24 protein-coding genes and 2 pseudogenes are annotated in these 26,715 nt (G+C 36.2%); 4 read left to right on the forward strand and 22 right to left on the reverse strand.

What is annotated here, in order from left to right; all coding sequences use genetic code 11:
- Positions 1-63 precede the first annotated feature (63 nt).
- The gene (locus tag NSR00_RS11655) at positions 64-270 is read right to left on the reverse strand and encodes a DapH/DapD/GlmU-related protein (RefSeq protein WP_340788912.1); all 207 of its coding nucleotides are present in this window, start codon (positions 268-270) and stop codon (positions 64-66) included.
- A 247-nt stretch (positions 271-517) separates the two neighbouring features.
- Between NSR00_RS11655 and NSR00_RS18110 the strand changes: the two are divergent.
- A pseudogene (locus tag NSR00_RS18110) lies at positions 518-715 on the forward strand (IS1634 family transposase); the annotation flags it as partial.
- A gap of 154 nt (positions 716-869) precedes the next feature.
- Here the strand turns inward: NSR00_RS18110 and NSR00_RS11665 are convergent.
- The 7 genes and pseudogenes from NSR00_RS11665 to NSR00_RS11695 form a co-directional block, all read right to left on the reverse strand.
- Positions 870-1,265, reverse strand: coding sequence for a hypothetical protein (locus tag NSR00_RS11665; protein WP_340788915.1), 396 nt, complete (start codon positions 1,263-1,265; stop codon positions 870-872).
- A 23-nt stretch (positions 1,266-1,288) separates the two neighbouring features.
- The gene (locus tag NSR00_RS11670; RefSeq protein WP_235603549.1) at positions 1,289-2,068 is read right to left on the reverse strand and encodes a WecB/TagA/CpsF family glycosyltransferase; all 780 of its coding nucleotides are present in this window, start codon (positions 2,066-2,068) and stop codon (positions 1,289-1,291) included.
- Positions 2,055-3,287, reverse strand: a complete 1,233-nt coding sequence (locus NSR00_RS11675) for a glycosyltransferase (RefSeq protein WP_340788919.1) — start codon at positions 3,285-3,287, stop codon at positions 2,055-2,057. The genes NSR00_RS11670 and NSR00_RS11675 overlap by 14 nt, the downstream gene beginning before the upstream one ends.
- Positions 3,288-3,310: 23 nt before the next feature.
- Positions 3,311-4,606 (reverse strand): glycosyltransferase, encoded by a 1,296-nt coding sequence (locus NSR00_RS11680; protein WP_340788921.1) that lies wholly within the window; start codon positions 4,604-4,606, stop codon positions 3,311-3,313.
- A gap of 229 nt (positions 4,607-4,835) precedes the next feature.
- Positions 4,836-5,239 (reverse strand): annotated as a pseudogene (locus NSR00_RS11685) (IS1634 family transposase); the annotation flags it as partial.
- Positions 5,223-6,359: an O-antigen ligase family protein gene (locus NSR00_RS11690; RefSeq protein WP_445659567.1), complete on the reverse strand. Its 1,137-nt coding sequence runs from the start codon at positions 6,357-6,359 to the stop codon at positions 5,223-5,225. The pseudogene NSR00_RS11685 and the gene NSR00_RS11690, both read right to left, overlap by 17 nt.
- A 384-nt stretch (positions 6,360-6,743) precedes the next feature.
- Entirely contained in the window at positions 6,744-7,004 is a 261-nt protein-coding gene (locus NSR00_RS11695; protein ID WP_445659580.1) for a serine O-acetyltransferase, read from the reverse strand.
- 131 nt (positions 7,005-7,135) lie between these two features.
- On the opposite strand from NSR00_RS11695, the gene NSR00_RS11705 reads away from it, so the two are divergent.
- Entirely contained in the window at positions 7,136-8,305 is a 1,170-nt protein-coding gene (locus NSR00_RS11705) for an ISL3 family transposase (RefSeq protein WP_021292746.1), read from the forward strand.
- Positions 8,306-8,313: 8 nt separating this feature from the next.
- Here NSR00_RS11705 and NSR00_RS11710 read toward each other — a convergent pair whose 3' ends face one another.
- From NSR00_RS11710 to NSR00_RS11765, 12 genes are all read right to left on the reverse strand, one after another.
- Positions 8,314-8,523 (reverse strand): hypothetical protein, encoded by a 210-nt coding sequence (locus tag NSR00_RS11710; RefSeq protein ID WP_340788923.1) that lies wholly within the window; start codon positions 8,521-8,523, stop codon positions 8,314-8,316.
- Positions 8,510-9,808 (reverse strand): flippase, encoded by a 1,299-nt coding sequence (locus tag NSR00_RS11715; RefSeq protein ID WP_340788925.1) that lies wholly within the window; start codon positions 9,806-9,808, stop codon positions 8,510-8,512. Before NSR00_RS11715 ends, NSR00_RS11710 begins: the two co-directional genes overlap by 14 nt.
- Before the next feature lies 1 nt (position 9,809).
- Entirely contained in the window at positions 9,810-10,907 is a 1,098-nt protein-coding gene (locus NSR00_RS11720) for a glycosyltransferase family 4 protein (RefSeq protein ID WP_340788926.1), read from the reverse strand.
- The gene (locus tag NSR00_RS11725; protein ID WP_340788928.1) at positions 10,907-12,901 is read right to left on the reverse strand and encodes an alginate lyase family protein; all 1,995 of its coding nucleotides are present in this window, start codon (positions 12,899-12,901) and stop codon (positions 10,907-10,909) included. Before NSR00_RS11725 ends, NSR00_RS11720 begins: the two co-directional genes overlap by 1 nt.
- Before the next feature lie 8 nt (positions 12,902-12,909).
- Positions 12,910-14,172 (reverse strand): UDP-N-acetyl-D-mannosamine dehydrogenase, encoded by a 1,263-nt coding sequence (gene wecC / locus NSR00_RS11730; RefSeq protein ID WP_340788931.1) that lies wholly within the window; start codon positions 14,170-14,172, stop codon positions 12,910-12,912.
- Positions 14,173-14,195: 23 nt separating this feature from the next.
- A complete protein-coding gene (locus tag NSR00_RS11735; protein WP_445659581.1) occupies positions 14,196-14,834 on the reverse strand; it encodes a sugar transferase in 639 nt (212 codons plus the stop codon).
- Positions 14,835-14,901: 67 nt separating this feature from the next.
- The gene (gene galU, locus NSR00_RS11740; RefSeq protein ID WP_340789246.1) at positions 14,902-15,783 is read right to left on the reverse strand and encodes a UTP--glucose-1-phosphate uridylyltransferase GalU; all 882 of its coding nucleotides are present in this window, start codon (positions 15,781-15,783) and stop codon (positions 14,902-14,904) included.
- 637 nt (positions 15,784-16,420) lie between these two features.
- The gene (locus tag NSR00_RS11745) at positions 16,421-17,185 is read right to left on the reverse strand and encodes a tyrosine-protein phosphatase (RefSeq protein ID WP_340789248.1); all 765 of its coding nucleotides are present in this window, start codon (positions 17,183-17,185) and stop codon (positions 16,421-16,423) included.
- A 95-nt stretch (positions 17,186-17,280) separates the two neighbouring features.
- Positions 17,281-17,979: a CpsD/CapB family tyrosine-protein kinase gene (locus NSR00_RS11750; RefSeq protein ID WP_340788934.1), complete on the reverse strand. Its 699-nt coding sequence runs from the start codon at positions 17,977-17,979 to the stop codon at positions 17,281-17,283.
- Complete coding sequence (locus NSR00_RS11755) at positions 17,969-18,715, reverse strand: YveK family protein (protein ID WP_340788937.1); 747 nt, start codon at positions 18,713-18,715, stop codon at positions 17,969-17,971. Before NSR00_RS11755 ends, NSR00_RS11750 begins: the two co-directional genes overlap by 11 nt.
- A 163-nt stretch (positions 18,716-18,878) precedes the next feature.
- Positions 18,879-19,013 (reverse strand): hypothetical protein, encoded by a 135-nt coding sequence (locus NSR00_RS11760; protein ID WP_339210625.1) that lies wholly within the window; start codon positions 19,011-19,013, stop codon positions 18,879-18,881.
- A gap of 1,015 nt (positions 19,014-20,028) precedes the next feature.
- On the reverse strand, positions 20,029-20,172 hold the full coding sequence (locus NSR00_RS11765; RefSeq protein WP_186439282.1) for a hypothetical protein: 144 nt from the start codon (positions 20,170-20,172) through the stop codon (positions 20,029-20,031).
- A gap of 177 nt (positions 20,173-20,349) precedes the next feature.
- Here NSR00_RS11765 and NSR00_RS11770 point away from each other — a divergent pair, with 177 nt between their 5' ends.
- A complete protein-coding gene (locus tag NSR00_RS11770; protein ID WP_340788940.1) occupies positions 20,350-21,963 on the forward strand; it encodes an SWIM zinc finger family protein in 1,614 nt (537 codons plus the stop codon).
- Positions 21,964-22,011: 48 nt separating this feature from the next.
- Positions 22,012-24,756 (forward strand): DEAD/DEAH box helicase, encoded by a 2,745-nt coding sequence (locus NSR00_RS11775; RefSeq protein ID WP_340788943.1) that lies wholly within the window; start codon positions 22,012-22,014, stop codon positions 24,754-24,756.
- Between the two features lie 822 nt (positions 24,757-25,578).
- On the opposite strand, the gene NSR00_RS11780 is transcribed toward NSR00_RS11775, so the two are convergent.
- Together NSR00_RS11780 and NSR00_RS11785 are read right to left on the reverse strand one after the other, a co-directional pair.
- A complete protein-coding gene (locus NSR00_RS11780; protein ID WP_311066645.1) occupies positions 25,579-25,962 on the reverse strand; it encodes a single-stranded DNA-binding protein in 384 nt (127 codons plus the stop codon).
- Between the two features lie 148 nt (positions 25,963-26,110).
- Positions 26,111-26,506 (reverse strand): hypothetical protein, encoded by a 396-nt coding sequence (locus tag NSR00_RS11785; RefSeq protein ID WP_117017298.1) that lies wholly within the window; start codon positions 26,504-26,506, stop codon positions 26,111-26,113.
- Positions 26,507-26,715 lie beyond the last annotated feature (209 nt).

Here is a 26,715-nt window from a genome sequence, read left to right on the forward strand (position 1 = left end):
TATTTAAAATTTCATGGTAATATTTTTTATAATTTATAATTAACTCGCTTTTTTAAAATTTAATTACTTTCTTATCCAATTATCTCCTATATTTAACTGACGTATTACTTTAGCAGGTGAACCAGCTACTAAAACATTAGGTGGTACATCTTTAGTAACTATACTCCCAGAGGCAATGACTGAATTTTCCCCTATAGTAACTCCTGGTAATATAATACACTGTCTTCCTATCCAAACATTATCAGAAATTTTAATTTTCCTCGGTCTCATTTCGTCATCCATATCAATCTGATGATAGTTACTATCAATAATATTTGTAAGTGGACCAATTTTGACGTTATTCCCTATACCCGAGTTCGACAGTTTTGAGGCCATTTTAGGCAAATGAAAATGGCCAAAATGCTGTTATATCAAAGATTTCGCGATGCGGATCCTAGAAAAAAACACTGAATTTCATAGGCACACGAATTCATAATTTATCCTTTAAAAAAAGCCTAATATCGCTTATAATATAGGCATGTACATACGACGAGTGACACGCAAAAACAAAGACGGAACGACTGTGGCGGATCCCCAGCTTGCTCATAATGAATGGGATCCAAAGGCCAAATAGGCGAAAGCGAAGGTGATGGATTCGTTCGGTCGCGAAGATGAAGTGGATCGCGCCGTCTTGGAGCGTCTGGCCAAAAGCATTTCGCGATTCCTTTCCCCTGACTCATGAATCGTGGCCGAAAGTAAGAGATGAATGCGAGCGTCTCATGCTTGGACATTTTTCTTCAAAAAACGGCGACCTTTATCAACGAACAGAACTGACGGCCAAACAAGCGCTATTCCTTGCGGCTCTAGGGCTGGAACCTCCTCCAAAGATTCTAGGCATCCACCCTCGCGCCTAGATACACGCCCGAAGTGTGCCCAAATGCCTCCGATCCCTTTTGTATCAAGGGGCGAGAGGCATTTTGTTTGCCTAGTGACTGTCGAACTCGGGCTATAAATACAGATAAATTACAGCCGATATCTACTCCATAATTAATAAATACATTATCACCAATTATTAATATTGCTTCTTGATTTTCAACTGTAATAGAAACAGGTAATGGTTTTGATGTAACAGAAAAGTTATTCCCAATTATCAATTTTCCATTATTTTTTAAGTAAATTTTTCCACGAATTCTTGGGAGCTTTTTAACTGAAGAAGCATGTATTTTTAATAAAATTATTCCTCGAAACATTGCGATTAAGTTTTCAAAAGTTATTTTCTTTCTCATTTATTTTTATTACCCCCAAAAAATCACTTTCTTTTTAAATAAATTGAATAAATTTCTTTTATTATTAATAGAAAAAAATAACTATCGTTTACAAAGTATCTTTTAAACAATCTCTTCGGTTCTTTTAAGAATCGATAAAACCATTCTAAACCGTATTTTTGCATCCATAGGGGTGCCCTTTTGACCGTTCCAGCAATAAAGTCTATAGAGGCTCCCACTTGGATAGATAAAGGTACTTTTAATTTTTCTAAGTTTTGATATATGAATAATTCCCCTTTAGGTGATCCAATGGAAACTAATAGTATATCTGGATTAAATTCTTTAATAATATTAATACATTTATTTAAGGTATGCGCCTCATTTTCAAATCCAAAAGGAGGTGAATACGAAGATATCGGGAAGTTATATCCATGTTCTTCCTTTATTCTTTTTATTGCTAAATCCGCTACCCCCGGCAGGGAACCAAAAATAAAAACTCTGTACTGCTTTTTTTGGGCTAATTCAAAAAGACGAGGGGTTAAATCTGATCCAGATACTTTTTCCTTTAAAGATTTATTGAAGACTCTTGACAAAAAGACAATTGGAGCACCATCAACTAAAGTTAGTGCCGCTTTTTGATACGCTTCTTTAAAAAGCCTATTTTTATGAATATTAACTATATGGTCTACATTAGGTGTTACTACAAAATCTGCTTTATTATGCCTTTTATTTTGAACTATAATATTATCAATCTCTCTAACAGCCTCATCCATAGTTAGATTATCAAATGTAACATTAAACAGAGTAACTTTATTTCTTTTCAACTAAATCATCCTCTAAATCCAATTTATTTAATACATATGTTAATTTGTGAGGTAAATTTTCAAATGAATAATGTTTGTAAAAAAGCTTTTTTCCATTTTCTGATAGTTCGATTAGTTTATTGCTATCCTGTTTTAACATATTAAGGGACTCTATAAATTGTTTTGCATTATCAGCTATGATTATACTTTTATTTTTCTCATATACCAGACCTTCGGCACCTATATAAGTCGAAATGACTGGTATGCCTTTGGCAAAAGACTCTATAATTTTCACTCTTTGACCACTTCCCATAAATAAAGGAACAACACTAACATCACATTGTCTAATGTATTCATCAACATCATTAACATAACCCGTTACAAATACATTTTGTCCATTATGATATTTTTGGATGTAGCTGGGTGGATTACTTCCAACTATATACATCTCATAATCATTTTGATTAAGATTAACCCAAACATTTTCCATAAACCATCTAATCCCATTTTGGTTAGGATACCAAGACATAGAACCAAGAAATAAAATTTTCAATTTATCCTTTTCCTTCTTTTGATACTCGTATTTCTTATTTAACTTTAAATGTATAGGTATAACATTTAATTTTTCTTCCTTTATACCAAATCCTTTGAAGACTTCCTTATCATTTTCACTTAAGCAAATAATCTGTTGTGCAAGTTGTAAAGATTTTATTTCGAATCGTTTAAGCTTAATAAACTCCAGTAAACCTAATGCTTTTTTTATAAAATTTGACTCTGTTTCAATGAATCTTTTAAAAATTAGACTTTCAACGTTATGCTGATCGAGTACTAATTTGTTTTTTGGGAAAAGGTGTTGATAGACCATCATCGGTAAATGATCAATATAGATATATTTATAATTTTCTTCTTTTAATTTATTAATAATCTTAATCTCAAGCTCTGATGTATAAAATTTATTTATACTATACGGATAAACACTAATTAAACTTTTAAAATAATCAATAAGAAAGTTTTTTGTAGATGTACTTCTTATCATATTCTTTTGAACAACTTGTACATCCTTCACAATGTTCTTAATATTTTCTAGATATACTAAATCCTCTTTTTTATTAACATAACACACCAAATCTATATCATAATTTCTGGATAATGCCTCTATAGTATTATATGTTTTTATCTTACCTCCATTATCCAAAGGGAAAGGTAATAAAGTAGTCAAAAAAAGTATTCTAGGTTTCATCTTTACACTTCCTCAGTTAGAATTTAAGTTTTTAATTTTGACTCTAAATCCCTTACTACATTTTCCCATGTAAATTGCTTAATAACTTGATTCCATTCATTGTTAGTTCTGTTCTTAATAGAAAAATAAATATCATTAAGGGATTTAATTATTTCATCTGAGTTATTTAAAATTACCAGTCCTTTGTTAATATTCCCCATAAGAGTCGATAGTTCATCTGTTTCGTCGCCCAATATCGTAAGAATTATTGCTTTACTACCTAAGTACTCGTATACTTTTCCTGGAATTTGCGTACTTTTTTTATTTCCGAGCAGCAATAATACATCAGCTTTAACAATGTATCTTAAGGCTTGATAATGCGGAATTGGTGGTATTATCTGTACATTTTCTAGTTCACCCAATTTACTTTCATCTTCTTTGTTATCAAAACTTCCTATAAATAAAATATTTAAATTACTAAAAACTTCATAATTTTTTTCTTTTAACTTTACTAATGCTTCATAAAAGGGTGTAATGTCTCTTAAACTACGATATATTGTACCTAAATAAACAATATTGATTTTTTCTTTCTTTAAACCATTCAAATCAGCCTTCTCACAAGATATTTTACTATATAACCTATCATCAAAGCCTCTATATACAATATCAAGTTTTTTTTCATCTATATTATATCTTTCCCTATACATTTCTTTTGTCTTTATTGATGTAAAAAGAAATTTATCAGCGTTATTAATAATCTTTTTTTCTAAAAATCTTTCTATTAATAACCTTGCTTTAGAAAAAGACCTCAAACTATCCCCAATCCAAGGATCACTCCAGTAACTAATCCATTTCACATAATTAAACTTTTTCTTTAATTTATATGCTACGATATGACTTGATGGAGTTTCATGCATTGAAAAAATACAGTCATATTGATTTTTTTTCTGTAAACTAACTGCCATTTTATATGCAGGTTTTATCCATTGAATATAAGAGTCCAATATCAAAACATTATTTCTTATAAAACTATTTATTTTTGGTTTTATTCTTTGAAATAATCCTTTCTTCTGTTTAGTAGCTTTCAAGCTTGGAGTTTTATTTTTCTTTTGGTAAAATAGCTTATATAATGCACCTGGATCAATACGATAGACATTCACATTTGATTCGAAGACATTTTCAAGGCTTTCATCATATTGTAATGAATCTGTTGGATATTTCACCCCTAACACGTCTACTTGATGCCCCATCCTTGATAAATAGTTAATATAATTGAGAGCTCTAATATTCGCTGAACCTCTGTATGGAGGTAATAACGTGGCTATTACAAGTATCTTCATATTTGTCTCACCCATAGGAATATAAAAGTTAATCGGTTTTCGATTCTTATAATTGTCGCAGTTAAAAGTGGAACTTACCCATACCACTCGACCCTAAAAAGCAATACTTTCCTTCACCTCAGTTAAAATGGAATATAGCAAAATTCTATATCTGTCGCTTATGAGATGAACCGTTCAACCCTTGATAGATAAGGGATCAGAGGCGATTGGGTATACTTCGGGCGTGTATCTAGGAGCGAGGATGAATGTCTAGGATCCTCGGTGGAGGCTCCAGCCCTAGAGCCGCAAAGATTTGCCTTTGTTTGGACATCAGTTCTGTACGCTGATAAAGGTCGCCGTATTTCGAAGAAAAAATGTCCGAGTATGAGACGCTGGCATTCTTCTCTTACCTTTGTCCACGATTCTCCAGTCCGAATCCCCACCATGCGAACCGGCAAGAGAACCAGCCAACTGAGCAGCACATGCGCACGAATGCGGTCTTCTAGGGGTGATACATCGGGCGCAATTCAAGTGCCAATTAGCTTCGACCAGCTGCTTATATCCCAGCACGACATCCTCGGCAGACAACATATTGTCAAACGTTCGGATGAGATATTTCCCATCATACTTCTCATCCTCATGAACTGCTTGCTCGGCTTCGTTGGGATTGTACACCAAGACTTAACATTGACGCGTTTCTCCATCCCCCATACGCATCTCTTTTAGTTAGATTATTACATAAAAAGATTAAAAAACATAATTGTGCTAATGAATCAGAGCCCAAATTCGCGATGCCATTATTATTATTAAACATAATGAATATTATTAAGAAATTAATTGCAATAAAATATTTCTTATTATAAATTATTCTCACTAAAGGAATTATAAATATAATTAGGTATATGAGTACAGTAATAACAATACCATAATCATAAGCCAACATAATAAAAGGATATTCAAAATTATGGATATCTCCTTCTAAATTCATAGCTACTTTCCTTGAATAGTTTACTCCACCACCTATAAATAACGCCGGCTTTTCCTTACCATACTCGATTAAATCCTTAAGAAGAGTATTTCTTCCTGTAGTAATATCACCAGTTTCAACACCTTCAACAAACCTAACTAATAAATTATGCTGAAATAGAGGAGAAAAATAGAATAAAATCCCTATCACTAAAAAAAATAGTAGAATAAATTTATTCTTCTTAGTATCAAACATTAATATAATAGCTAATATACCCAAAACAATTCCTGTTTTACTACCGCTCAACAATAAACCAGTTAAACCTATAAGTATAATTAAATACTTGTTAATTATATATTTCTTAAACTTACCATATATATTGTTAAGTATAATAAAAATAAGGAAATAAGTTGCATTTGTTAGTGGATGCCCTAAAAATGAATAATACCTATAAACATTATAATAATTATGCTCCAATATTATTAGTTCAGAAAATTCGTTGTTATCTGAAATGTTGGCTAAATAAAATTGAATTTTACTTCCTGTTATATAATCTATGACTGCTAAAATTAATGAAATGATTACTAAAGGATTATAAAATTTCAAAAACCTTAATAATCCTTGCATAATCGAATCCTTGTTAATTGAGATTGTAGTTATTAATAAAGCTAAAAAAATAGATGTAATAGACATAACTAACACATTTGCTGAATAGTTCCATATAAAAAGATATTCAAAGCTAATAAATAAATACAAACCCATAATGAAGAAAAATAAAAACCAACTTATATTTTTTTTCTTTAACATAATAACTATATAAGAAATAGACGTTATAAAAAAAAGAACATTATAATTAGATAGCTCATATGATAATATAGATCTTAACCAATTATTGAATAAAAATAGGGACAAAAAAAACAGTATGCTAAAATTAATCTTTAAGTAATTTTTATTATTGAATCCATACCTTGAAACTAATGAGCTTCTATACAAACAACCACTTCCCTTACCTTACAATATTTTTTAACTGACCCGTAGATAAACACTTCTTGTCACAATAATTACCATTCTTTACTGGAACCTAACCGTCTATAGGACTTCTAGTATACCCATAAACGCCAACGACCCATGTTCCCAAATACAAGAGATCATCGATAACATTCCGTTTCATTCTCTCGATAGTGATAAAATTTATATAATGTTCTCCTTCTTAAACTTTCCAATATTATTACTAATTACTTTGGCAGGAACACCTGCAACCACACTATTATCAGGTACATCTTTAATTACAACTGCATTAGCACCAATAACTACATTATTCCCAACCTTAAATCCTCCAACTAATCTTGCACCTGGCCCAATATACACATTATCTCCAATCTCAGGAGGTCCACCGTGACCAGTTCTCCCCCCTATAGTACAGTTCTGACCGATAGTGCAGTTTTTCCCTATTTTACAATTTTTGGCTCTTCACCACAAAATGTACTTGACAATCAGGTTGTTTTCTGATCAAGGGTACAAAAAATGCGAAATTTCCTGTATGGTAAAGGTGACCAAACCATCAACCATGGAGGAAATTTCGCATGCAATCTCAGTTTATCAAAGATTTGATCACTTTACCAGGCTTTCTTATTCATGGAGAACGAAAAGAGGGAGAACGATGGATTTTTGAACTTTCCCTCCCTCCTCATTGTCCGATCTGCCCGACTTGCTTCGGACGGACAACCAAAATATCATCGAAACGAAAACAATGGATTCATGGCTATACAAATACGGTCGGTTTATTTTGGATTGAACTTCCCATAGAAAGACGGCGTTGCCAAGCCTGTTTTCTGACGTTCACCGTTTCTTATCCGGGACTTCCGTCTCACAGTATCGCGACGGAATCGTTTCAACATTGGGTCGCCCAGTTATGCATCGGAAAAACGATTCAAGAAGTCGCTCGCTTGTTACAACTCGCCTATACGACAGTAGAACGCTGGTTTTATCAATATGCCCCGGCTCTTTTACCAACATCGAATCCTACAGTAGTATGTGTGGATGAATTCGCTTTCCGAAAGGGACATGATTACGGAGTAGCGGTGATGGACACACAGACTCGGAATGTCCTTTCCATTGCTTCTGGAAAAAATGAAGAAGCCATTGTGGAGGCGCTTCAACCCGTCGCCTCCAAAGTGAAGTATGTTGTCAGCGACTTGGCTCCTGCCATGAGAAAAGCCATTGAAAAGGTATGTCCAAAAGCCATCCATGTTCTTGACCACTTCCATGTGATTCAGTTATTCACCGATGCACTGGAACGTTGTCGCAAATACCTTGCCAAAGGCGGAACCAAACATGGAAGCGTTCGCCGCGTGTGCCGATTGTTAAGCCAACGTCCAGAAAAATTAACAGAAGAAGAGAGACAGGAAGTTCGACAATGGTGCCAAGAAAGTGCTTATTTACGTGATGTCTATCAAGCACTTCAACATTTCCGTTACGTATCCAAAAGCCAAACAAGAAAGCAAGCCGAAACTCGTTTGACCCAATGGTTTGACCGGTACCTTTTTAGCGACTGTGCCGCCGTACGCAGTATTGCCAAGGCACTCATCACCCGAAGAGACGCAGTGCTTTCTTGCATCGTTTTTTCTTACTCAAATGGTCCAATGGAAGGAATCAACAACAAAATAAAATTGATCAAAAGGCGAGGATATGGGTATCGAAATATCCAGCGTTTTACTTTGCGTGTCCGTCTAGAGACCTCTATCACATTTTAACGTAAAAATCAAGTACATCTTTTGGTGATGAACCAATTTTTATGTAAAACAACACCAATTCCACCATAAGCAAACTTTGTATTCTCTCCTATATCGGCTGTATGTGGAATATAAGAGTTATGAAGTACATTATTAAACTTTGTTATTAAGTTAGCAAGTCTTCTAAACCCTTTAAGGTATAGCTTTCTTGAAATTTTATAAAGTCTATAAGCATCCATACTTAGAATCCCCCTTCGCTTTAAAAATTTTATTAAAGAAATAAGCATTTATAAAAATTGTCACAAAATAAGTAAAAGAATTTGCAATAGCTGCACCATACATACCATAATTATTTATTAGTATATAATTCAAAATAATGTTAAAAACAAGAGAAATTAAACTAACATAAAAATTCATGTCTGATCTCCCAATACTCATTAGTGTCATTCCCTTGGGAGAATATAGACTCCAACACACAAACCCTATTAATAGTATTTCAAAATAAACAACTGAATTCTGATAACTAATACCAAAAACAAAAGGAAGAATGAATGGAGCAGATATTGCTGCTAATACTGCCACCGAAACTGCGAGAAATGTATTACGCACTTGATAAATCCTAAGAATATCCTGAACATCCTTTATATTATTAGAGACCTTTGAGATTTTTGGTACCATAATTTGTCCTAGAGTAGATGGTATCAACATCATTGTTGTAACAATTAATTGTGCTATACCATAATATCCAATTTCTTTAGTGTCATTTATTATGTGATTTGCCATAATTATATTTATGTTTGATAATAAGACTCCTAATAAATTAGCACCAAATGCAAAAAACGCAATATTAAAGATCCTCTTTACAATTCCTGTCGAGATTTTAATAGAAAAAATTGATACTAATTCATTTTTAATAAAAGGAACGGTCATTAACAATGAAATGAAGTTTAAAATAACTAAAGACCATATATAACCATGTAATCCTGATAAGTATGCACATAGTGTGCTAAATATAATTATAATAATCTTTGATAAGCTTTGGATATAAGACATCTGTTTTATTTTTTGCTGCGCCTGTAAATAAACAATAATTAAATTTATTAGAGTTAATATTGGAACTAAGAAGATATATATTTTCAAGAGCTTATTAATAGTACTATCAATATTTAATAATGAAAAATGCTCAATAGCTAAAATTAATATGATTAAACTAAAAGAGCTGAATATGGTCAAAATAAATCCGATATTAAAAATGTTTATTTTCTCTTTATCTTCAATATCCTCTGAACATAACCTCAAAATAGATGTATTTATTCCCAACGATGCAATTATTAGAAAGATGTTCAAATAAGATTGCAAAATTTTTATTACTCCAATATCCTCAACACTTAATATCCTTGTTAAAAATATCTGTCCTCCAAAACCAGCTATTTGGATTAATAGATTTGCAGATAAAAGATGAAAAAATCCTATTCTCCGAGCAATTCCTAAAAGTGATAAAAGACGTTCTTTTATATGTACCACTCTAATCCTCTCTCATATCTTTAATATCATCATATATTCGTTTATACAGAGAAAAAATGGAATTAAAACAATCTTCAGATTTAAAGTTATTAATCTTTTGCTTGGAATATTCATAATTCTCTATTATCTCCAGCGTTTTACTACATAAATCCTCTATATTTCTCGATTCAAATAATACTGTCCCTTCGGGTCTTTCGCATACATTACTTGCTATAGCTGGAATACCCGCATAGATTGCCTCAGCTATCGAAATTCCATAACTATCTGTATTTGTTGGTCTTATAAATAATTTTGATCTTTTTAATATCGGAAATAACTCTGTGTCTTTTACTTCATAAATACAAATATATTTATTGAGTTTATACTGTTGGATTTTTTTCTGAAGGAGATTGTAATATTCTTTTTCATCCTTAGTCTGTTCATTTACTCCAAGAACTGCTAGTAGCAATTGTACATTATAACTCTTATGATTAACTAAGTAATTTAGCAGTTCTATTAATAAATCGAAACCATACATATCCTCATTATTAAAGAACTTTATATTTCCATTGGCGGTAATTAAAAAGTTGCTATTTTGAATAAAATCTTTTACATTATCTGGTATTAAATGATAATCCCCTTCGTCTTCAAAAGGATGTATATAGCTGTGGATGACTTTAATTTTTGAATTAGAAACAAATTGACTTAATTTTTCTTTTTCATTCGAACCAACGCATATAAATTGATCAATTCGTTTAATACAGTATTTAAAAAGTAATTTTTCTATAAGATTATAAGACTGTGGATCGTCTCTAAAGCTATGATAAGTTAAAACTGTTTTATATTTAAGGATTTTTGATAGAAAGACAAGTATAGCAATTAATTTAAAATTTCTATCGTGAAAATGTAAAATATCATATTTTTCTTTTAAAATATAAAATAATATGCTTTTTGTTTTGCGTAATTTAATCCCTTTTCTTTTCTTTAAAACTCCTGTATTGGAATATATATGGACTTCAACATTTTGGTCTACTAAATTCTTTGCCAATCTTTTTACATGAATTGATCGGCCACCATAGGGAGGAGGATAAGTTCCAAATAAAGCTATTTTTTTTACCATTAACTCTCCATCCAATTCAATTTATCTTTTGTTTCAATAGTCATTTTAATTGAAAGTTCCTTGCTAAAAGGTATGGTTATCTTTTTGCTCGATTGCTTATAACCATATGAATTCGAAACCCAACAATTTTCTATTTTGAGATCTCGTATATAATCAAATTTGATACATATACTTCCTTTTTCAAGTACAATTTTATTTTCATTTTCCTCTAGTTTGACCACTACATCTGGAGATAAGATTAACGTGAGTTGAGCATTTTTATTTGTATCCCCAATTAACTGATCTTTTATTAAAACACTACTTTCCTCTAATAATACGGTTCGTTTATGAATAACGTTGCACTTTTCTTTAAATCCTATATGCGTCCCCTCAAAAAAGTTCATGTTAAATCCATGATTTTTAGCATGTGTTTGTTCTTTCATATAAAATAGGTTATATTCTTCAAAATCGTTTTGTTCAAGCTTTTCTACTTGTACTGTATTATGCATTTCTGTACTTCTAAAGAGATTTCTCATTTTATAATCAGCCGTGTAGACATACGAACCTGGATCAACAATAAAATCCTCTCCATCTACATTGAGATCAAAGCTTAACTGATCATTATGACTATGGACTCCATCTCCTCTGAATGAAAGCTCTCCACATCTAATACAACAATAAACTCGATCATTTCTTAAAATATAATACCCTCCGTCTGTATAGGAAACGGATGTTAATGGTTTGGGTTTTTCTACATTACTCTTATAATTTTGATAAATCCATAGTGCATCCTCAATGTAGTCTTTTCCATAATAGCGGAAATCATCACGATCAAACAACTCTCCTGCTATCCCTAGTAAATGCCGGAAATCATTTCTTACCCATGCACTATAAATAGATAAAATTAATAGCCTGCCATCATCAGCATCACCAATAATTGGAGCTAACCCGTTTGGCTTAGTGATATTCATAATAAATTCACACATTTTTTCCAACCTATCCATATAATCCTTGGAGAAACGTATATTGTTCTTATTGCATAGCACCGTAGTCTTTAAGAATAACTCTGTTACTAACCGATGATAAGACGTAGAGGCTTCGTAGTTTGTACCATCTGGATTATTTTGAACAAACATTTCTTTTTCTAATTCACTAAGTCCATAGTCAAGCCATTTTTTAGGATTATTGCTCTTATTTCGGTCATTAACAATAAATGAACCGAAGTAAAGCCCAAGCCAAACTAATCCAACAATATTGGATAAGTAATGGTTGCCGGTATGTGGTCCTTTATTTTCTAAGTTTTTAATAATAAATCGACCATGTAGGTATAGAGACTTATGAAATTGAGTCCAAAAATTCTTATCGATTGATGGAGAGTCTTTAAAAAAGAAATAAGCTGCAATCCAATTCACAGCTCTTATTGCAACATCCATTGTACAGGTCCAATTGACCGACATCTCAACCGGATTTTTTTCTATCCAATCTTCTATTTCTTCTTTAAACTCTATGGCATATTTTTCATCGTTAGTTAACCAATAAGCCTTACCTAACGTAAATAGATGTTGAAAACGAGATAATTCCCAAGGAACTTTAACATCTGCATTGTTTGACAAGTCTATTATTTTAATATCTTTATAAAACTTGTTTTCCCAAACAAAGTTTGTTTTAAAGTCTGTATTCCAAGGCAACTGCTCTCCAAGATATATATCGCCTGAACCCAGCAGGTTAAATATATGGGAACAAATTTTATCAGCATCATTAATAATTTGCATTTCAATATTTAGCTGTTTAATTTTTTCTATTAATAATTGTTTATCTGTAGTACTAAAGAAAAAATTACAGTTGGGTTTAAAATTAATAAAATATTTATCATCTATATCAATTGGCTTAAGCTTAATTATTTCTTTTCTTATCTTGTAATAAAGTATTTCATATAATTTAATCACAATTTTCTTTAAAGCTTTATCGATTGGCAGTTTTCTTAAATTTTGTATCTTTCGTGTTAGCTCTCCCATATTTCCTCCTAAATTGTCATCGATACATCTATATTACTTGTTATCGGGAGCACCCCACGCATGTCAATAACAATTTTATTCGAAAGTGTTTTCTTATCTATTACTTTAAAATAATCATGATCCACCAATAAAACAACCACGTCACCTTTTTCAATCGCTTCCTCTGTTTTTACGAGTTGGACATTTAATTCTAGTAAATCTTTTGGAAGCTCCTCAATATGCGGCTCAGCTACATATATAGTTTGATCATAAATAGCAGATAATTCTTTTACAATTTTCACAGCTGGGCTTTCTCTCAAATCATCAACGTTTGCCTTAAACGCTAAACCTAGGCATGCAATTGTTGGGTTTTGGAGATTTTTCGTTGCTTCTTTAATTTTTTCAATGACAAAATACGGTTTGGAGTCATTTACCATACGAGCTGTTCGAATTAAATTTGCTGTTTTAGGAGCTGCATCCACGATAAACCAAGGGTCGACCGCTATGCAGTGTCCTCCTACTCCAGGGCCTGGCTGCAAAACATTTACACGTGGATGATGATTTGCTAAGTTAATTAATTCCCATACATTAATGTCTAGTTCATCACAAATCATAGAGAGTTCATTGGCAAACGCGATATTTACATCGCGGAACGCATTCTCTGCTAATTTAGATAACTCTGCCGTTCTCGCGTTCGTTTCTAATATTTTCCCTTTTACAAATCTCTTATAAAATTCAACTGTTCTTTTCGTCGATTCCTCATTAATGCCACCAATAATACGGTCATTCTCAATTAACTCTTTTAAAATTTTTCCTGGGAGAACTCGCTCTGGACAATGAGAAACAAATATACGGTTTTCATGATTTTCATCGATACTCAAATCTTCTCTCTCTTCTAAAATCCATTCTGCGACTTTCTCTGTTGTTCCAACAGGACTTGTTGACTCTAAAATAACAATATTTCCTGGCTCTAAGTAAGGAGCAATGGATTTTGTGGCTTGTTCCACATAAGTCAAATCCGGTTTATGATTTTCTTTAAACGGCGTCGGAACGGCAATAATTAAAACATCTGCTTTTTCAGGTACAACAGATGCTTTCAAATACCCGCTCTCTACCGCTTTTTTGACCATTATATCTAAATCGGGTTCATAAATATGTACTTGCCCATTATTGATTAATTCAACCGCTTTTTCGTTAATATCAACCCCGTAAACTTCAAATCCGTTGTTCGCTAATACAGTCGCTGTTGGTAATCCAATATACCCCAAGCCAACCACACAAACCTTTTTCATTTTAAACATTCCTCTTTTCTTATTTAATAGGCAGTATTAGGTTTAATCATTATTTTAATAGTTTTCAATATTATTTTTAAATCATATAAAATCGAACGTTCACGAATATATTTCAAATCCAATTCCACCATCTCGTTGAATCCTAAATCATTTCTCCCACTCACTTGCCAAAGTCCGGTACACCCCGGTGTCACAAGCAACCGTTGTTTGTCATACTCCGTATACTCCGCTACTTCTCTTGGCAACGGCGGTCTTGGACCTACTAAACTCATTTCCCCTTTTAATACATTCCAAAGTTGTGGAAGCTCATCAATACTTGTTTTTCGGATGAATTTTCCTATCTTTGTTATTCTTGGATCTTCTTTTATTTTAAACATCGCACCGGATACTTCGTTATATTTTAATAGATCATTTAGTCGTTCTTCCGCATCTACAACCATCGATCGGAATTTATACATATAAAAATTTTTGCCGTCTTTGCCGACACGCACTTGCTTGAAGAACACAGGGCCTTTTGGATCTTCAAGTTTGATACAAATAGCGACAATGATAAAGACAGGTAATAACAGTATAATTCCAAGAAACGCTCCCAATAAATCCATAATTCGCTTCACAAGCAAATATCCTCTTTTATGATTAACCGCTGTTTTGTCAATTAACAATAGCTGATGATTTGTATCCTCTTGATTAGATGCTTTCACAAAGGCCAAATCGACTCACCCTTTTTCTCTATTTTGTTATCCTTTCCTCTTTTATCAACTCTTCCATAAACTGTATCAAATCTGGCTTTAGTTCTTCGTTTTTCATCGCAAACTCAATCGTCGTCTTAATAAATCCGATCTTTTCTCCGACATCATACCGTTTTCCTTCGAAGTTGTAGGCGAAGACACGTTGGATTTCATTTAGTTTTTGGATGGCGTCAGTCAACTGAATTTCCCCGCCGGCTCCAATTTTTTGTTCTTCTAAAAATTGAAAAATTTCAGGTGTTAGTATGTACCGACCCATGATGGCGAGATTGGATGGCGCGGTTCCTTTTGCCGGTTTTTCGACGAAGTTTTTGACCTCGTACCGGCGGCCCGTTTGTTCGAGCGGTTCGATGATGCCGTAGCGGTGTGTTTCTTCTTCAGGAACAGGCTGTACGCCGATGATCGATGCTCCCGTTTTTCCATATTCGTCCATCAGCTGTTTTAAGCAAGGCTTGTCCGCCTGCACGATGTCATCTCCAAGAAGCACCGCAAACGGTTCGTCGCCGATGAATTTTCGGGCACACCAGACGGCATGTCCAAGCCCTTTTGGTTCCTTTTGCCGTATGTAATGAATATCTACTTTGGAAGATTGGCGCACTTTTTCCAAGAGATCAAATTTTTCTTTTTCCACTAAATTGTGTTCAAGCTCAAAGTTGTTGTCAAAATGATCTTCGATCGCTCTTTTTCCTTTTCCGGTGACGATGATGATGTCCTCAATTCCGGATTCGATCGCTTCCTCTACTATGTATTGAATCGTCGGTTTATCAACGATCGGCAGCATTTCTTTCGGCATCGCTTTCGTTGCGGGCAAAAATCTTGTTCCGAGCCCCGCAGCTGGTATGATGGCTTTCCTCACTTTTTTCAATATACTCACTCACTTCCCTTTGTACTTTTTGTTTATACGGACCTACGTATAATCTATTCATCATAGAGCATACGTAGATACATATCGGTTTTGAAAAAAAATAACCACTTGATGTCGTCCCCAGTGGTTTTCCAGTTTACTCCTTAGTTTTAACATTTTTTGCTAAAATACACCATCCATAGCTCTCCCTAGTTCAGTAATTGTTTTGCTTTCTATTCTGTATGTTTTTCAGGCATCTCATTTATGATCAAAGCTCAATATCTTTTTGAGCAAGTTTTTATCAAAAAATTTTTTCTTATGTATTACGATGCTTCATTCCTCGACGTTTTCTATTTTTTGCACTTGTTTCACATTTATCATCATGAATTAGTATTATCCTTCTTTAATACAGATCAAAGGATACTTTAACAGCTGCTCATTCATTTTGGCACCCATTAATAATTTCTTTTGTTTATAAACCGGGCATCTAACCCGCCCTCACACCGCACCATCGACGACTAGCGTCTAAGGTGTCCTTTTGGAAGCACCCACAGCGCGGCCGAGTGCCTCTATTGATAAAGGTAAAGAGACATCACCTTTTTTAGGCATCTTTTATTTCACAAAACAATCTGTCAAATAGCCAGTCATATATTGTAATTTAGAAAATTCCAAAAAACTTCTTTTTTTTGATGCGCTCGGGCGGTTCTTTGTAAATCGCTTCGTTTCGAATGACGCAGTCGGCGTTTTCTTTGAAATATTCGACCGCATCTATGCCAAATTGTTCTTCCACTTCCGCAAAAGCTTCCTGCATGTGAAAGCTCCTATACTTCAAATCGTGCGCATCTGAAGCAATAAAATGAACAAGATTGGAATTTAGCAACTCGAAAGAAAATTTTTTAATTTTGCTGCCAAACGTTCCCGTAAGGCTTGCTGCTGTCAGCTGGGCTGCCGCTCCTTGCTTTACAAGCTTGTACAAAAGGTCGGGATTTTGCGCAATTTCGCTGTTTCTCTCTGGATGGGCAATGATCGGATTCAGCCCGGCCATCATCATATCAAATATCAACCGTTCCGCATATCTTGGCACATGGTTTGAAGGAAACTCAATTAAAATATAGTTTGACTGATTTAAACCGCCGCAGTTCCCAGCCGAAAAGTCTTCAAGCAGTTCCCCGTACAGCCGGATCTCTTGGCCGGGAACAACTGTAAGCGGAATTCCTTCCTGTTTCAATGTTTCATTCAATTTTTCTGTCTTTTCTTTAACGAAGCTCCATTCATTGTCAAACTTCCCGTTTTTATGGTGCGGTGTAGCGGTAATGACCGAAATCCCTTGACGGACAGCCGCTCGCGCCATTTCGATGCTTTCCGTCAAATGCTTCGCTCCATCGTCCACTTCCGGCAATATATGACAGTGCAGATCAATCATCATACGACACCATCCTTCAAATCACGGAAAAAAATCAGATATTCTCATTTTAAACAAGTAGACTGTTTTTTTCAAAGAAAAATAGGAAAAAATACCTAATTTTTCCCGCCGTAATAATAGTAATAATGGCTGTCTTTCTGCGGCTTGCCGTTTAATACAACTCCTAGCAGCTTGCTTTTTGCCGACAACAATGATTCTTTTCCTTTTAACGCTGCTTCTCTTTCGGTTTTTCCGCTTGCCACCACCATGATCGACGCATCGACTTGATTAGCCAAAATTTGCGCATCCGCTACCGCTAAAAGAGGCGGAGAGTCGATAATTACAATGTCGTATTGATCGTAAGCTTCTTTGAGCAGCTCCACCATGCTTCTCGATGACAAAAGCTCGGCTGGATTCGGAGGAATCGGTCCGCTCGTTAAAACGTCCAAATGATCAACTTCACTTACCGACACAGCTTCCTGCAAAGTCGCATTTTTCAACAACACACTTGTCAATCCGTGAATGTTTTGCAGACGGAATGTATAATGAACTGTCGGTTTGCGCAAATCAGCGTCAATTAACAGCACCTGCTTCCCTTGTTGAGCAAACACAACAGCCAAGTTTGCCGCCGTTGTCGACTTCCCTTCTCCAGGGCCAGTTGATGTAATCATGATTGAACGAATTTCATGGTCCACAGACGAAAATTGAATGTTTGTCCGAATCGTCCGGTACTGTTCAGAGATCGGCGATTTCGGGTTGAGCGCCGTGATCAATGTGCGCTGTTTTTGCTTCATTCCTTTCGCTCTAGGCGCCATACGTCTCACCCCTGACTCTCGATTTTTTGACCGCTTGATTCATTGTCGAACTGTTCATTTCATTATCCATTTCAGAAATTGCCCCAAGCACAGGAAGCTCCAAAAGCTTCTCAATATCCTGCTCCGTCTTTACCGTGTTGTCAAGATACTCAAGCAAAAACGCAAGTCCGACGCCGGCCATCAATCCGACAACAAACGCAATCGCCATATTTAAGACAGGCTTCGGCTTGACAGGGGAAGCATTCTCTTTCACTTCCGCTTTCGACAAAATGTTGACGTTGTCAACGTTCATAATATTTTTAATTTCCTTTTGGAAAACGCTCGCGATCGTGTTGGCAATATTTGCTGCATGATTCGGATCAGGATCTTGAACGGAAATGTTGACGACCTGCGAGTCCTTTTCGCTTCCGACTGTAATTTTTTCATTTAATTCGTCGACCGTCTCGTTTAAACCCAGCTCTTCAATCACCAGCTCCAAAATTCTTGGACTTTTAATAATGACATTGTATGTATTAATGAGTTGCAAATTCGTTTGAATTTCGTTGTATTGAAAAGCGGCTTGGTCATCCTTCGTTTGGTTGACTAAAATTTGGGTGGAAGCTTGATAAATCGGAGTCATAAAAAAATAGCTGACAATGCCGCTTGCCGCCGTTGCAATCGCCGTAATGAGAATAATTAAACTGATCCGTTTTTTCAATGTATCCAATATCTCTTTTAAACTAATTGTTTCTTCCATGTTTACCTCCGTTGCAAAAAATGTCATTACCTATCAATTTATTATAATATTAAATTCTTCCAACATCTAGTTGATTCGACAATTTTTATAGAGAATTTTGTCCTTTTTCAGAAAAAAGCGTAAGGAGGCGAATCGCTTCAATTCACCTCCTGACACTTTCTTCCTACATCGTATTCAGCAAAATTGCAGAAGCCACCCCAATGGCAACAGCAAAAACCGGAAAAATGATATAAAGGCACATTTTTTTAATTTTTCTTCTCGCCTCGATTTCTTCCGGTGTCAACCATTGACCTTTCAACCCTTCACCCTCTCCTTCCCCTGATGCGCTTCTCCTAGCAAATACCAAGAAAGCGTCATCAAAAACTTCACAAATCCTTACAAAAATAATATGAAGTAAGAACTACATTACCCATATCGGTCAGCCGCCTTATGATGTTTACAGGAAAAAAGGCTTATTTTTAGTTCGGAGGAGATAGAACAATCAAACGTTCCCTAGCTTTTAAAACATGCAGAATGAAAGGAGATGTCAGATAAGTCGCTTAAAATCGAGTAGGAGGGAGCGATTAACTCCCGTCCTCTCACACCACCGTACGTACGGTTCCGTATACGGCGGTTCAATTAAGATAATTGACGCAAGTCTTTATAACTTCCGTGAATAGCTGTTCTCTTTATGCCAGTGGTCACTCCACCCTCCAAGAGATCTCCCACGGGATTCACCGCTTCCTCCCTCAAGTGAGGTACTACGTTTTCTGTGTTCATCATGACTCACTGAATGCCAAGGGCTATTCTCTCTTAATTGTTCGGTCCTTCTTAGTTGTTCTAGACCAACTAATACTATGACCTCTGCTGACTTCTGACGGTTCAGCTACTTATCACTAAGTAGGTTATGAAGAGTACTTCACATATCCGCCAGACCTCCCCGGGTAAGTACATGCACTTTCACACCATCTATCCGCCTCATTTACTCGATATGACCTTCGACAGAAAGAGCTTTGTTTTGTTATGCAAACTCACTCAATCATACCTAGCCTTATATGAGGTTCGTGTTCCTCGGACCGGTGTTTTGCCTCCAGCTTCCTTCAGATTCCGCGTCACCACGGACACCCTTGCTCTTGGCTAACCTCTACTTCTGTCTTCGGGGTTCGGGACTTACACCCTATAGTTCATGTACATGCCGGGCGCACATAAATCAAGTAGAGAAAAACAAACCGTTTTTCTCTACTTGATTTCGTATATTTCTATTTTTGTTTGAAAGTATCTGGCGGATGCCAGCTACTTTCAGTATGTTGCGGGATAATGCCACAATCCCACAGCTATGATACATACACCTTTTTAATCTCGTGTTCAAGCTGTTTTAATAACTCTTTCGTTGTGACATGTTCGTTCGTTTCACCTTGCTTATACGCATTAAGGAGAATTTTCAGAAATTCGTCCTGGATCTTCTTTGTCTCTTTCATTCTGAAAAATTTCCTTTCTTCAAATTTTTACAAAATTAAACAGCAAGATATGACAATTATACAAACATCAAATCAAAGTTGCAATAGTTTACTAGACAAGAATCGTGTTTAATTTCGCATTTTGCGCTATAATCGTAAGGAACGTGTTGCTATAAACGACAAAGGAGCGGACTTCTCATGCCTTCCCATATATTCGATAAACAATTAGTGCTTCATTGTTCAGAACAAGTGATAAACATGCTTTCCCCTGAAACAGAGGAACAACGTGAATGGATGAAAAAAGGGTTTCTTTTATATAGACAAGGAAACGTGTTTAATGTCAAGCAAGAAGGAATATTTATTACGGCGGCAGTTGAGGACGTAAAACGCGCTCATGTCAAGCTTGATTTGGAATATTTTCAGCTGTCAAGCTGCTCCTGTTCTAATGAGTTTCCATGCCGTCATCTCATTGCTGTTTTTTTATATATTTATGCATTTACAGACGATCTCGGTAATTTTTTTAGCAAATTGAAAGAAAATCCAAACAAAAAACTTGCCATGTGGAAGGAGGAAGGCTTGATTCAAAAAGGAATGAAGCCGAGTGAACAACCGGCCGACGATTGGGCGGAGCTTTTTAAAGGCGAACTGGACAATGTTGAAACACTCTTCGGTACACAAAGAATTTATGCGATTTGGCATAAAGTGTATCCTCTTCTGAAAAAAAAGGAGCCTAAAAACCGAGGGTTAAAACCTCTCTACCATATCATGCTGGCAAGTAGTCTGCTTGTTGAAATTTGCCGCTTTTGCCATCAAAACGAAACAAATACAAATTCGCCAGCTCTTTTCCAATACGCTGCTCAAGTGATAGAAGAATTGCAGCTTGAGATCATTGAACATGTAAAGCAAATCAAAACAACGCCTTTGCCTTTTTCCGCTGATCCCATTTTACATGACATGAGGGATCACATCCGCGAGCTTTTGTTTTGCGGCAAAGCTTTTCTCTATGAGCGAGTCGTTATTTACCGGATCATCTGGGAGCATTTGCTGAACCGAAAAAAGTGGATAGAAGAAGAGCGGACGATTCTTGAACATCGAAAAGATGATGAAATGAAAAAAGGCGGTTTGTTCATTCTTGAATGCGAACTCGCTATTTTCCATTTTGATTTTTTGGACAAAAAAGATGACCGCATCATCCATTATTTGAACGAAACTGAGCTTCCACTTTTGCCGTTATTGTTTGATTGGATTATATCGATGAATAAAAGAAAAGAATTTAAACGGTTCCGAAAATGGGTTCCGGTAATTCTTGATCAAGCCAATTTGTATATTCAAGTAGAATATTTTTACGATCGACAAGAAACGATATATTATTTATTAAATGAGTTTGAACATTACCGTGCTCAAGTTGGGGATGACGAGACGTTCGAACACGCTTGCCGAAAGCTTCTTCCGTACAGCTATGCAGTTTATCATGAATATTTAATAGAAAAAGGCCTGTTTCATACATGGGCGGAGCTTCAGCTTTCGATCGGTTTCTCTCTAGATGATGTAGAGAGCCGGCTTCTTACTGTCATTGAAAAAAAAGCACCCGGTGTGCTGCTTCCCCTATTGCATCAAGAAATTGCCGGCAAAATCGCTGTAAAAAAACGATCAAGCTACAAAGACGCTGTGAAATATTTAAAAAGGCTGAAACGCGTTTATAAAAAAATGGGCGATATGGACACTTGGGAACACTATTTTCAGCATATTACGAGCGAGTATAAACGCCTTCGCGCTTTTCAAGAGGAGCTCGTAAAAGGAAAATTGATGTAATACACAGCTTAAATATCAAAAGTATTCAACAGAAAAGGAAGTGGGGACATGTTCACCACAACTAGTCTTGTGATTTGTGCTGAGAAAATCGGAGATCATCAATACAGCATTTGGTGTACAGATGAAGCTGGCACCTTTCTTTCGCTTAAGCAATGGCAGCAATACGCATTTATTTGGCATACTTCTTCCTTTTATGGCACCGATTTGCGTGTATCAGACAATTGTATTCTGCTTTCGCCGTGGCAGGCGGTCGAATTTTTTGCCAAACGACCGGTCAACTCTTTGCTCAATATTTCCTTTTCTAGCGATCTTGACCAGACATCGCAAACAGCTGAACTGATTTTTCAGCTTGTTCAGACCGGTAACTTCATGCCTGACTATTCATCTTGGCAAAAAGGAAAGCTGGGCTGGAAGCCGAAGGATAACACGGTTAAGGAAATTGATCTTCCATGGTTTTCCGCTGCCGTTTCTGACCTTTTGGAAAGAAGCGCAGGAGCGAAACGTGCTTGGGATCAGCTTGTCGAAACATATCCTTTGCTCACATCATTTGAAGGGCATTTTCTTGATGAACAGGACTGGCTTGAGAAAATAGGCTGGCGATTAAACGATCAGCCGTTTCAAATCGGCTTTCGTTTAAATGAACCTGAACAGGATGGCGGCATTTGGAGACTGGAAATGTTTTTGCGTGATCAAACAGACAAAAATTCTTTGCTTTTATACAAAGGGAAAAGCTCTCTGCCGGCTAAATGGCGGAAATATACGGACACGATTGAGCGTGAACAGCAGCGATTTTCTACAATCGTCCCATGGCTTGCATTTGAAAATGGAGAAGCTCTATTAAGCGAACAGGAGGCGTGGCGTTTTTTATTTGAAGCAAGCGAAACATTCATCAATTCAGGCGTCGAGATTCTCCTTCCATCTTGGTGGCAGGCGGTGAAGCAATCGAGCTTGGCATTAAAAGCGCATGTGAAATCCGCTCCAAAAGGAAGATCGTTTGTCGGGATGAATTCCCTCATCGACTTTAATTGGCGGATTGCAACAAACGGCGTGGAGCTGACCGAAGAAGAATTTGAGCAGCTGGTTGAGCAAAAACGGCGGCTCGTTAACATACGGGGAAAATGGATCATGCTTGATCCGTCAATGATCGAACAGATGAAGAAAATGCTGAAGCGTGCAGAAAAAGAGGGCCTCCACATTTTTGATATTTTAGAGCAGGAATTTGGGCGAAATCACGCAGAAGAGGACGAGCCAGAGCGTCCATTTGCTGGGATCGAAATCAAATTGAACAGCACATTGAAAAAAATGGTGAAACAGCTGGGTGAGCTTTCGGAAATTCCTTCGGTAAGCCTGCCGAAACATTTCACCGGAACCCTCCGCCCTTATCAAAAACAAGGCGTGGATTGGCTGTTATTTTTACGCCGCTTCGGTTTTGGCGCATGTTTAGCAGATGACATGGGGCTCGGGAAAACAGTACAAATGATCGCTTATTTTCAATATGTAAAGGAACGGGAGAAGCCGGAAACGCCCGCACTGATCATCGTGCCGACGTCCGTGCTCGGCAATTGGCAAAAGGAAATAGAAAAATTCGCGCCTCAATTAAACGTTTATTTACATTACGGCCAAAACCGGAAAAAAGGCGAAGCATTTCAAAAAAAGGTTTTGGGCTCCGATATTGTTTTGACGTCATACGGCTTGAGCCACGTAGATTTTGACGAACTTTCTTCCGTTCATTGGTCCAGCCTCTGCATCGATGAAGCGCAAAATATTAAAAACGCCCATACGAAACAATCGCGATCTATCCGGAAATTGAACAGCCATCAGCGCATTGCGCTAACAGGAACGCCGATAGAAAATCGCCTAACGGAGCTTTGGGCCATTTTTGATTTTATCAATAAAGGTCTTTTAGGAAGCCTTCACCAATTTCAGAAGCAATATGTGCTTCCGATCGAAAAAGGGGAAAAACCGGACAAAATTCAAAAACTGCGCAGCATCATCAGGCCGTTTCTGCTTCGAAGAACGAAACGCGATGAGCATGTTGCCCTGAATTTACCGGAAAAACAAGAACAAAAGGAGTACGTGCCGCTCACCGTCGAGCAGGCATCATTATATGAACAGCTTGTCAAAGACACATTTGATGAAGTTATGAAAGCGGACGGCTTCGAGCGGAAAGCGCTCATTTTAAAAATGCTGGGCAAGCTGAAACAAATTTGCAATCACCCCGCTCTTTATTTGAAGGAAGAGGCTTCTTCTCCTCTTCAAGGCCGGTCTCATAAAATCGATAAGCTGCTTGAATTAGTTGAAGCTATTTTGAATCAAGACGAAAGCTGTTTAATTTTTACCCAATACATTCAAATGGGAAAAATGCTGCAAAACTTGCTTGAAAAAACATTTAAAATAGACGTTTTATTTTTGCACGGAAGCTTATCCAAAACAGAAAGGGACAAGCTCGTCGAGAAGTTCCAAAGAGGAGACAGCCGCTTATTTATTTTGTCGCTGAAAGCTGGAGGTACAGGATTAAATTTGACAGCCGCCAATCACGTTATCCATTTTGACCGCTGGTGGAACCCGGCCGTTGAAAACCAGGCAACCGACCGCGCCTACCGCATCGGCCAAAAGCGGTTTGTCCACGTGCATAAACTGATTACTACCGGCACAATTGAAGAAAAAATCGACGACATGATCGAGAAGAAACAAGCTTTAAACGAAGAATTGATCCAAAGCGACAATTGGATCACCGAACTTTCCACAGAAGAATTGAAGGACTTAATAACGCTGAGGAATGAAGAAAGGTGATAAAGCGTGTCTGCATCGATCGAAAACGACTGAGGAATGAAAAAAGAGATAAAGTGTTAAAATGTAAAGCTTTTTAAAAAGTGACCGTGTCTACTTTAGCGACTTCTTTTATCAAAGTTTGAAAGCAAAGGGATTATTCCATTCTTAAGCTGTTAAAAAAGGAGGGAATCTTCTTGGCAAAAAAAGATTCTAAAACGGAAGCACATGCCCCGGAATGGGAAAAACTTTATGAAGAATTAATAAAAGCTGCAAATAAATAAGAACTCTTTTAACTACTCTTTTTGGGAGTGAGCAGCGGCGTCTATACACCACAAAAAAATATCTGGGAGTCTTATCAATTTTAATGAGGCTGAGGCAAAGACCGGAAGCTGGAAGCAGTCTCGACGAAACAGCATAAATACATTAAAAGGAAGCCAAGAATGGAGCGGTTGAAGCTTTTATAAAATGAAGCATCATTTTCATCTCTAAAAAATTTGAACAAAATGGATCAAAACGTCATTTCTAAAAAACGGCTCTTGCCTTTCATTAGCTGATAATGCCTTTCCTCTCAACAAAACAGCCAGCCTCAAAAAAACGGCTGGCCAAAGGTTGAGGGAGCTTTTAGGGGATGCCTTGTGATTTTTTCTTTTCACTGGAAGGAAAAAAATCGGACGACTTAGCTAACGGAAGTCCATTTTCGATTTGAGTCAAAAGGTGGACTTTTCTTCTCATAAGATTGATTTTCGTTTCTTCTGCGGAATCAAAAGCAAACTTACTTTACTTCAAACATGCCTTATTTTGCTGAGGACGAAAAGGATTGTTTTTCCTCTAAAGTCAGACTTACTATGCCTCAGACTGTTCAGGTGCGGATTCCGGATCGAAAAGCTCTCTTGCCCGTATTCTTTGCGGCGGAGTGCCCATAAATCGAACGGAATCCGCAACAACTTCTGTTACGTAAACTTTTTTGCCCTCGCTGTTTTCATAGTTGCGCGTTTGAATTCTTCCGATTACGCCAACGATCGATCCTTTCCGGCAGTAATTTGCAGTATTTTCAGCTGTTCGTCTCCAAAGTGTACAATGAACAAAATCTGTGTCGATTTCCCCTGCCGCATTGCGAAAGTTGCGGCTCACAGCCAGCGTAATATTGGCAACAGGAGCCCCTTCACTTGTATAGCGGATTTCAGGATCTTTCGTTAATCGACCGACGAGCGTCACATGGTTGATCACATCATCCCTCCCTTCTCGTAAATGTGCACCCTTATTGTAGCTGAAGTTAAAAAAATAGAAAAATGTCTATTTTTAGATTTTTCCGCCTTTAACGACGTTGATTTTCTCATTTTCCTATAGCTATTTTTCGAAAATAAACAACGATTTATTAATTTTCGCGATTTTTCATATTTTTTGTCGCAATGAAGGAAAAATGATTCGACCCATAGATGTGTATGTTCTGCAAGAGCTTTGAGAAGATTGGAGAAGATTTCATTTGCTCATCGATGATTTCTTCTTTATAGCGAAGAGTTGTGTGGTCGTATGTAAACAATTGAACATAAAACTGCTTTTCTTGCATACCAAACATTACCCGCAATATTGACAATTTATCCTCCATTTGAAAATATACATCAATTACCGCATCGCTCGGGATTTGAAAATAATGATAGCTAAGCTCATTTTCGGAAAAATCGCCAATCCTCAACATCATGAATTCCTTATTTCTAGTTCTATTTTCATGACCGCGGATAATATGAATTTTTTTGAGTTTATATTTCGTCATCAAATCCCCCCTTAGGCCTTTTTAAAAAAGTATAATCCTTAATGTCAAAATCATCTATATTTACGAAATATTTGTAATATATGTATTTTAGTTCATTTTTCCTATAAAATGTCGAAAATTCTCCTTATCTCTTGTATTTTCTTCATTTTTCAATTTCGTTCTAATACTGAACGTTTATTTTATTGATCTTATTACGATCTGACGATGCC

Origin of the sequence: Aeribacillus sp. FSL K6-8394 (assembly GCF_038008865.1) — a bacterium.
Taxonomy (GTDB): Bacteria; Bacillota; Bacilli; order Bacillales; family Aeribacillaceae; genus Aeribacillus; species Aeribacillus composti.

Coding starts and splice junctions, on each gene's coding strand:
- NSR00_RS11655 (WP_340788912.1), bottom strand. CDS start 270: ATGAGACCGAGGAAAATTAAAATTTCTGATAATGTTTGGATAGGAAGA.
- NSR00_RS11665 (WP_340788915.1), bottom strand. CDS start 1,265: ATGAGAAAGAAAATAACTTTTGAAAACTTAATCGCAATGTTTCGAGGA.
- NSR00_RS11675 (WP_340788919.1), bottom strand. CDS start 3,287: ATGAAACCTAGAATACTTTTTTTGACTACTTTATTACCTTTCCCTTTG.
- NSR00_RS11680 (WP_340788921.1), bottom strand. CDS start 4,606: ATGAAGATACTTGTAATAGCCACGTTATTACCTCCATACAGAGGTTCA.
- NSR00_RS11690 (WP_445659567.1), bottom strand. CDS start 6,359: ATGTTAAAGAAAAAAAATATAAGTTGGTTTTTATTTTTCTTCATTATG.
- NSR00_RS11705 (WP_021292746.1), top strand. CDS start 7,136: ATGCAATCTCAGTTTATCAAAGATTTGATCACTTTACCAGGCTTTCTT.
- NSR00_RS11710 (WP_340788923.1), bottom strand. CDS start 8,523: ATGGATGCTTATAGACTTTATAAAATTTCAAGAAAGCTATACCTTAAA.
- NSR00_RS11720 (WP_340788926.1), bottom strand. CDS start 10,907: ATGGTAAAAAAAATAGCTTTATTTGGAACTTATCCTCCTCCCTATGGT.
- NSR00_RS11725 (WP_340788928.1), bottom strand. CDS start 12,901: ATGGGAGAGCTAACACGAAAGATACAAAATTTAAGAAAACTGCCAATC.
- wecC (WP_340788931.1), bottom strand. CDS start 14,172: ATGAAAAAGGTTTGTGTGGTTGGCTTGGGGTATATTGGATTACCAACA.
- NSR00_RS11745 (WP_340789248.1), bottom strand. CDS start 17,185: ATGATTGATCTGCACTGTCATATATTGCCGGAAGTGGACGATGGAGCG.
- NSR00_RS11750 (WP_340788934.1), bottom strand. CDS start 17,979: ATGGCGCCTAGAGCGAAAGGAATGAAGCAAAAACAGCGCACATTGATC.
- NSR00_RS11755 (WP_340788937.1), bottom strand. CDS start 18,715: ATGGAAGAAACAATTAGTTTAAAAGAGATATTGGATACATTGAAAAAA.
- NSR00_RS11765 (WP_186439282.1), bottom strand. CDS start 20,172: ATGAAAGAGACAAAGAAGATCCAGGACGAATTTCTGAAAATTCTCCTT.
- NSR00_RS11770 (WP_340788940.1), top strand. CDS start 20,350: ATGCCTTCCCATATATTCGATAAACAATTAGTGCTTCATTGTTCAGAA.
- NSR00_RS11775 (WP_340788943.1), top strand. CDS start 22,012: ATGTTCACCACAACTAGTCTTGTGATTTGTGCTGAGAAAATCGGAGAT.
- NSR00_RS11785 (WP_117017298.1), bottom strand. CDS start 26,506: ATGACGAAATATAAACTCAAAAAAATTCATATTATCCGCGGTCATGAA.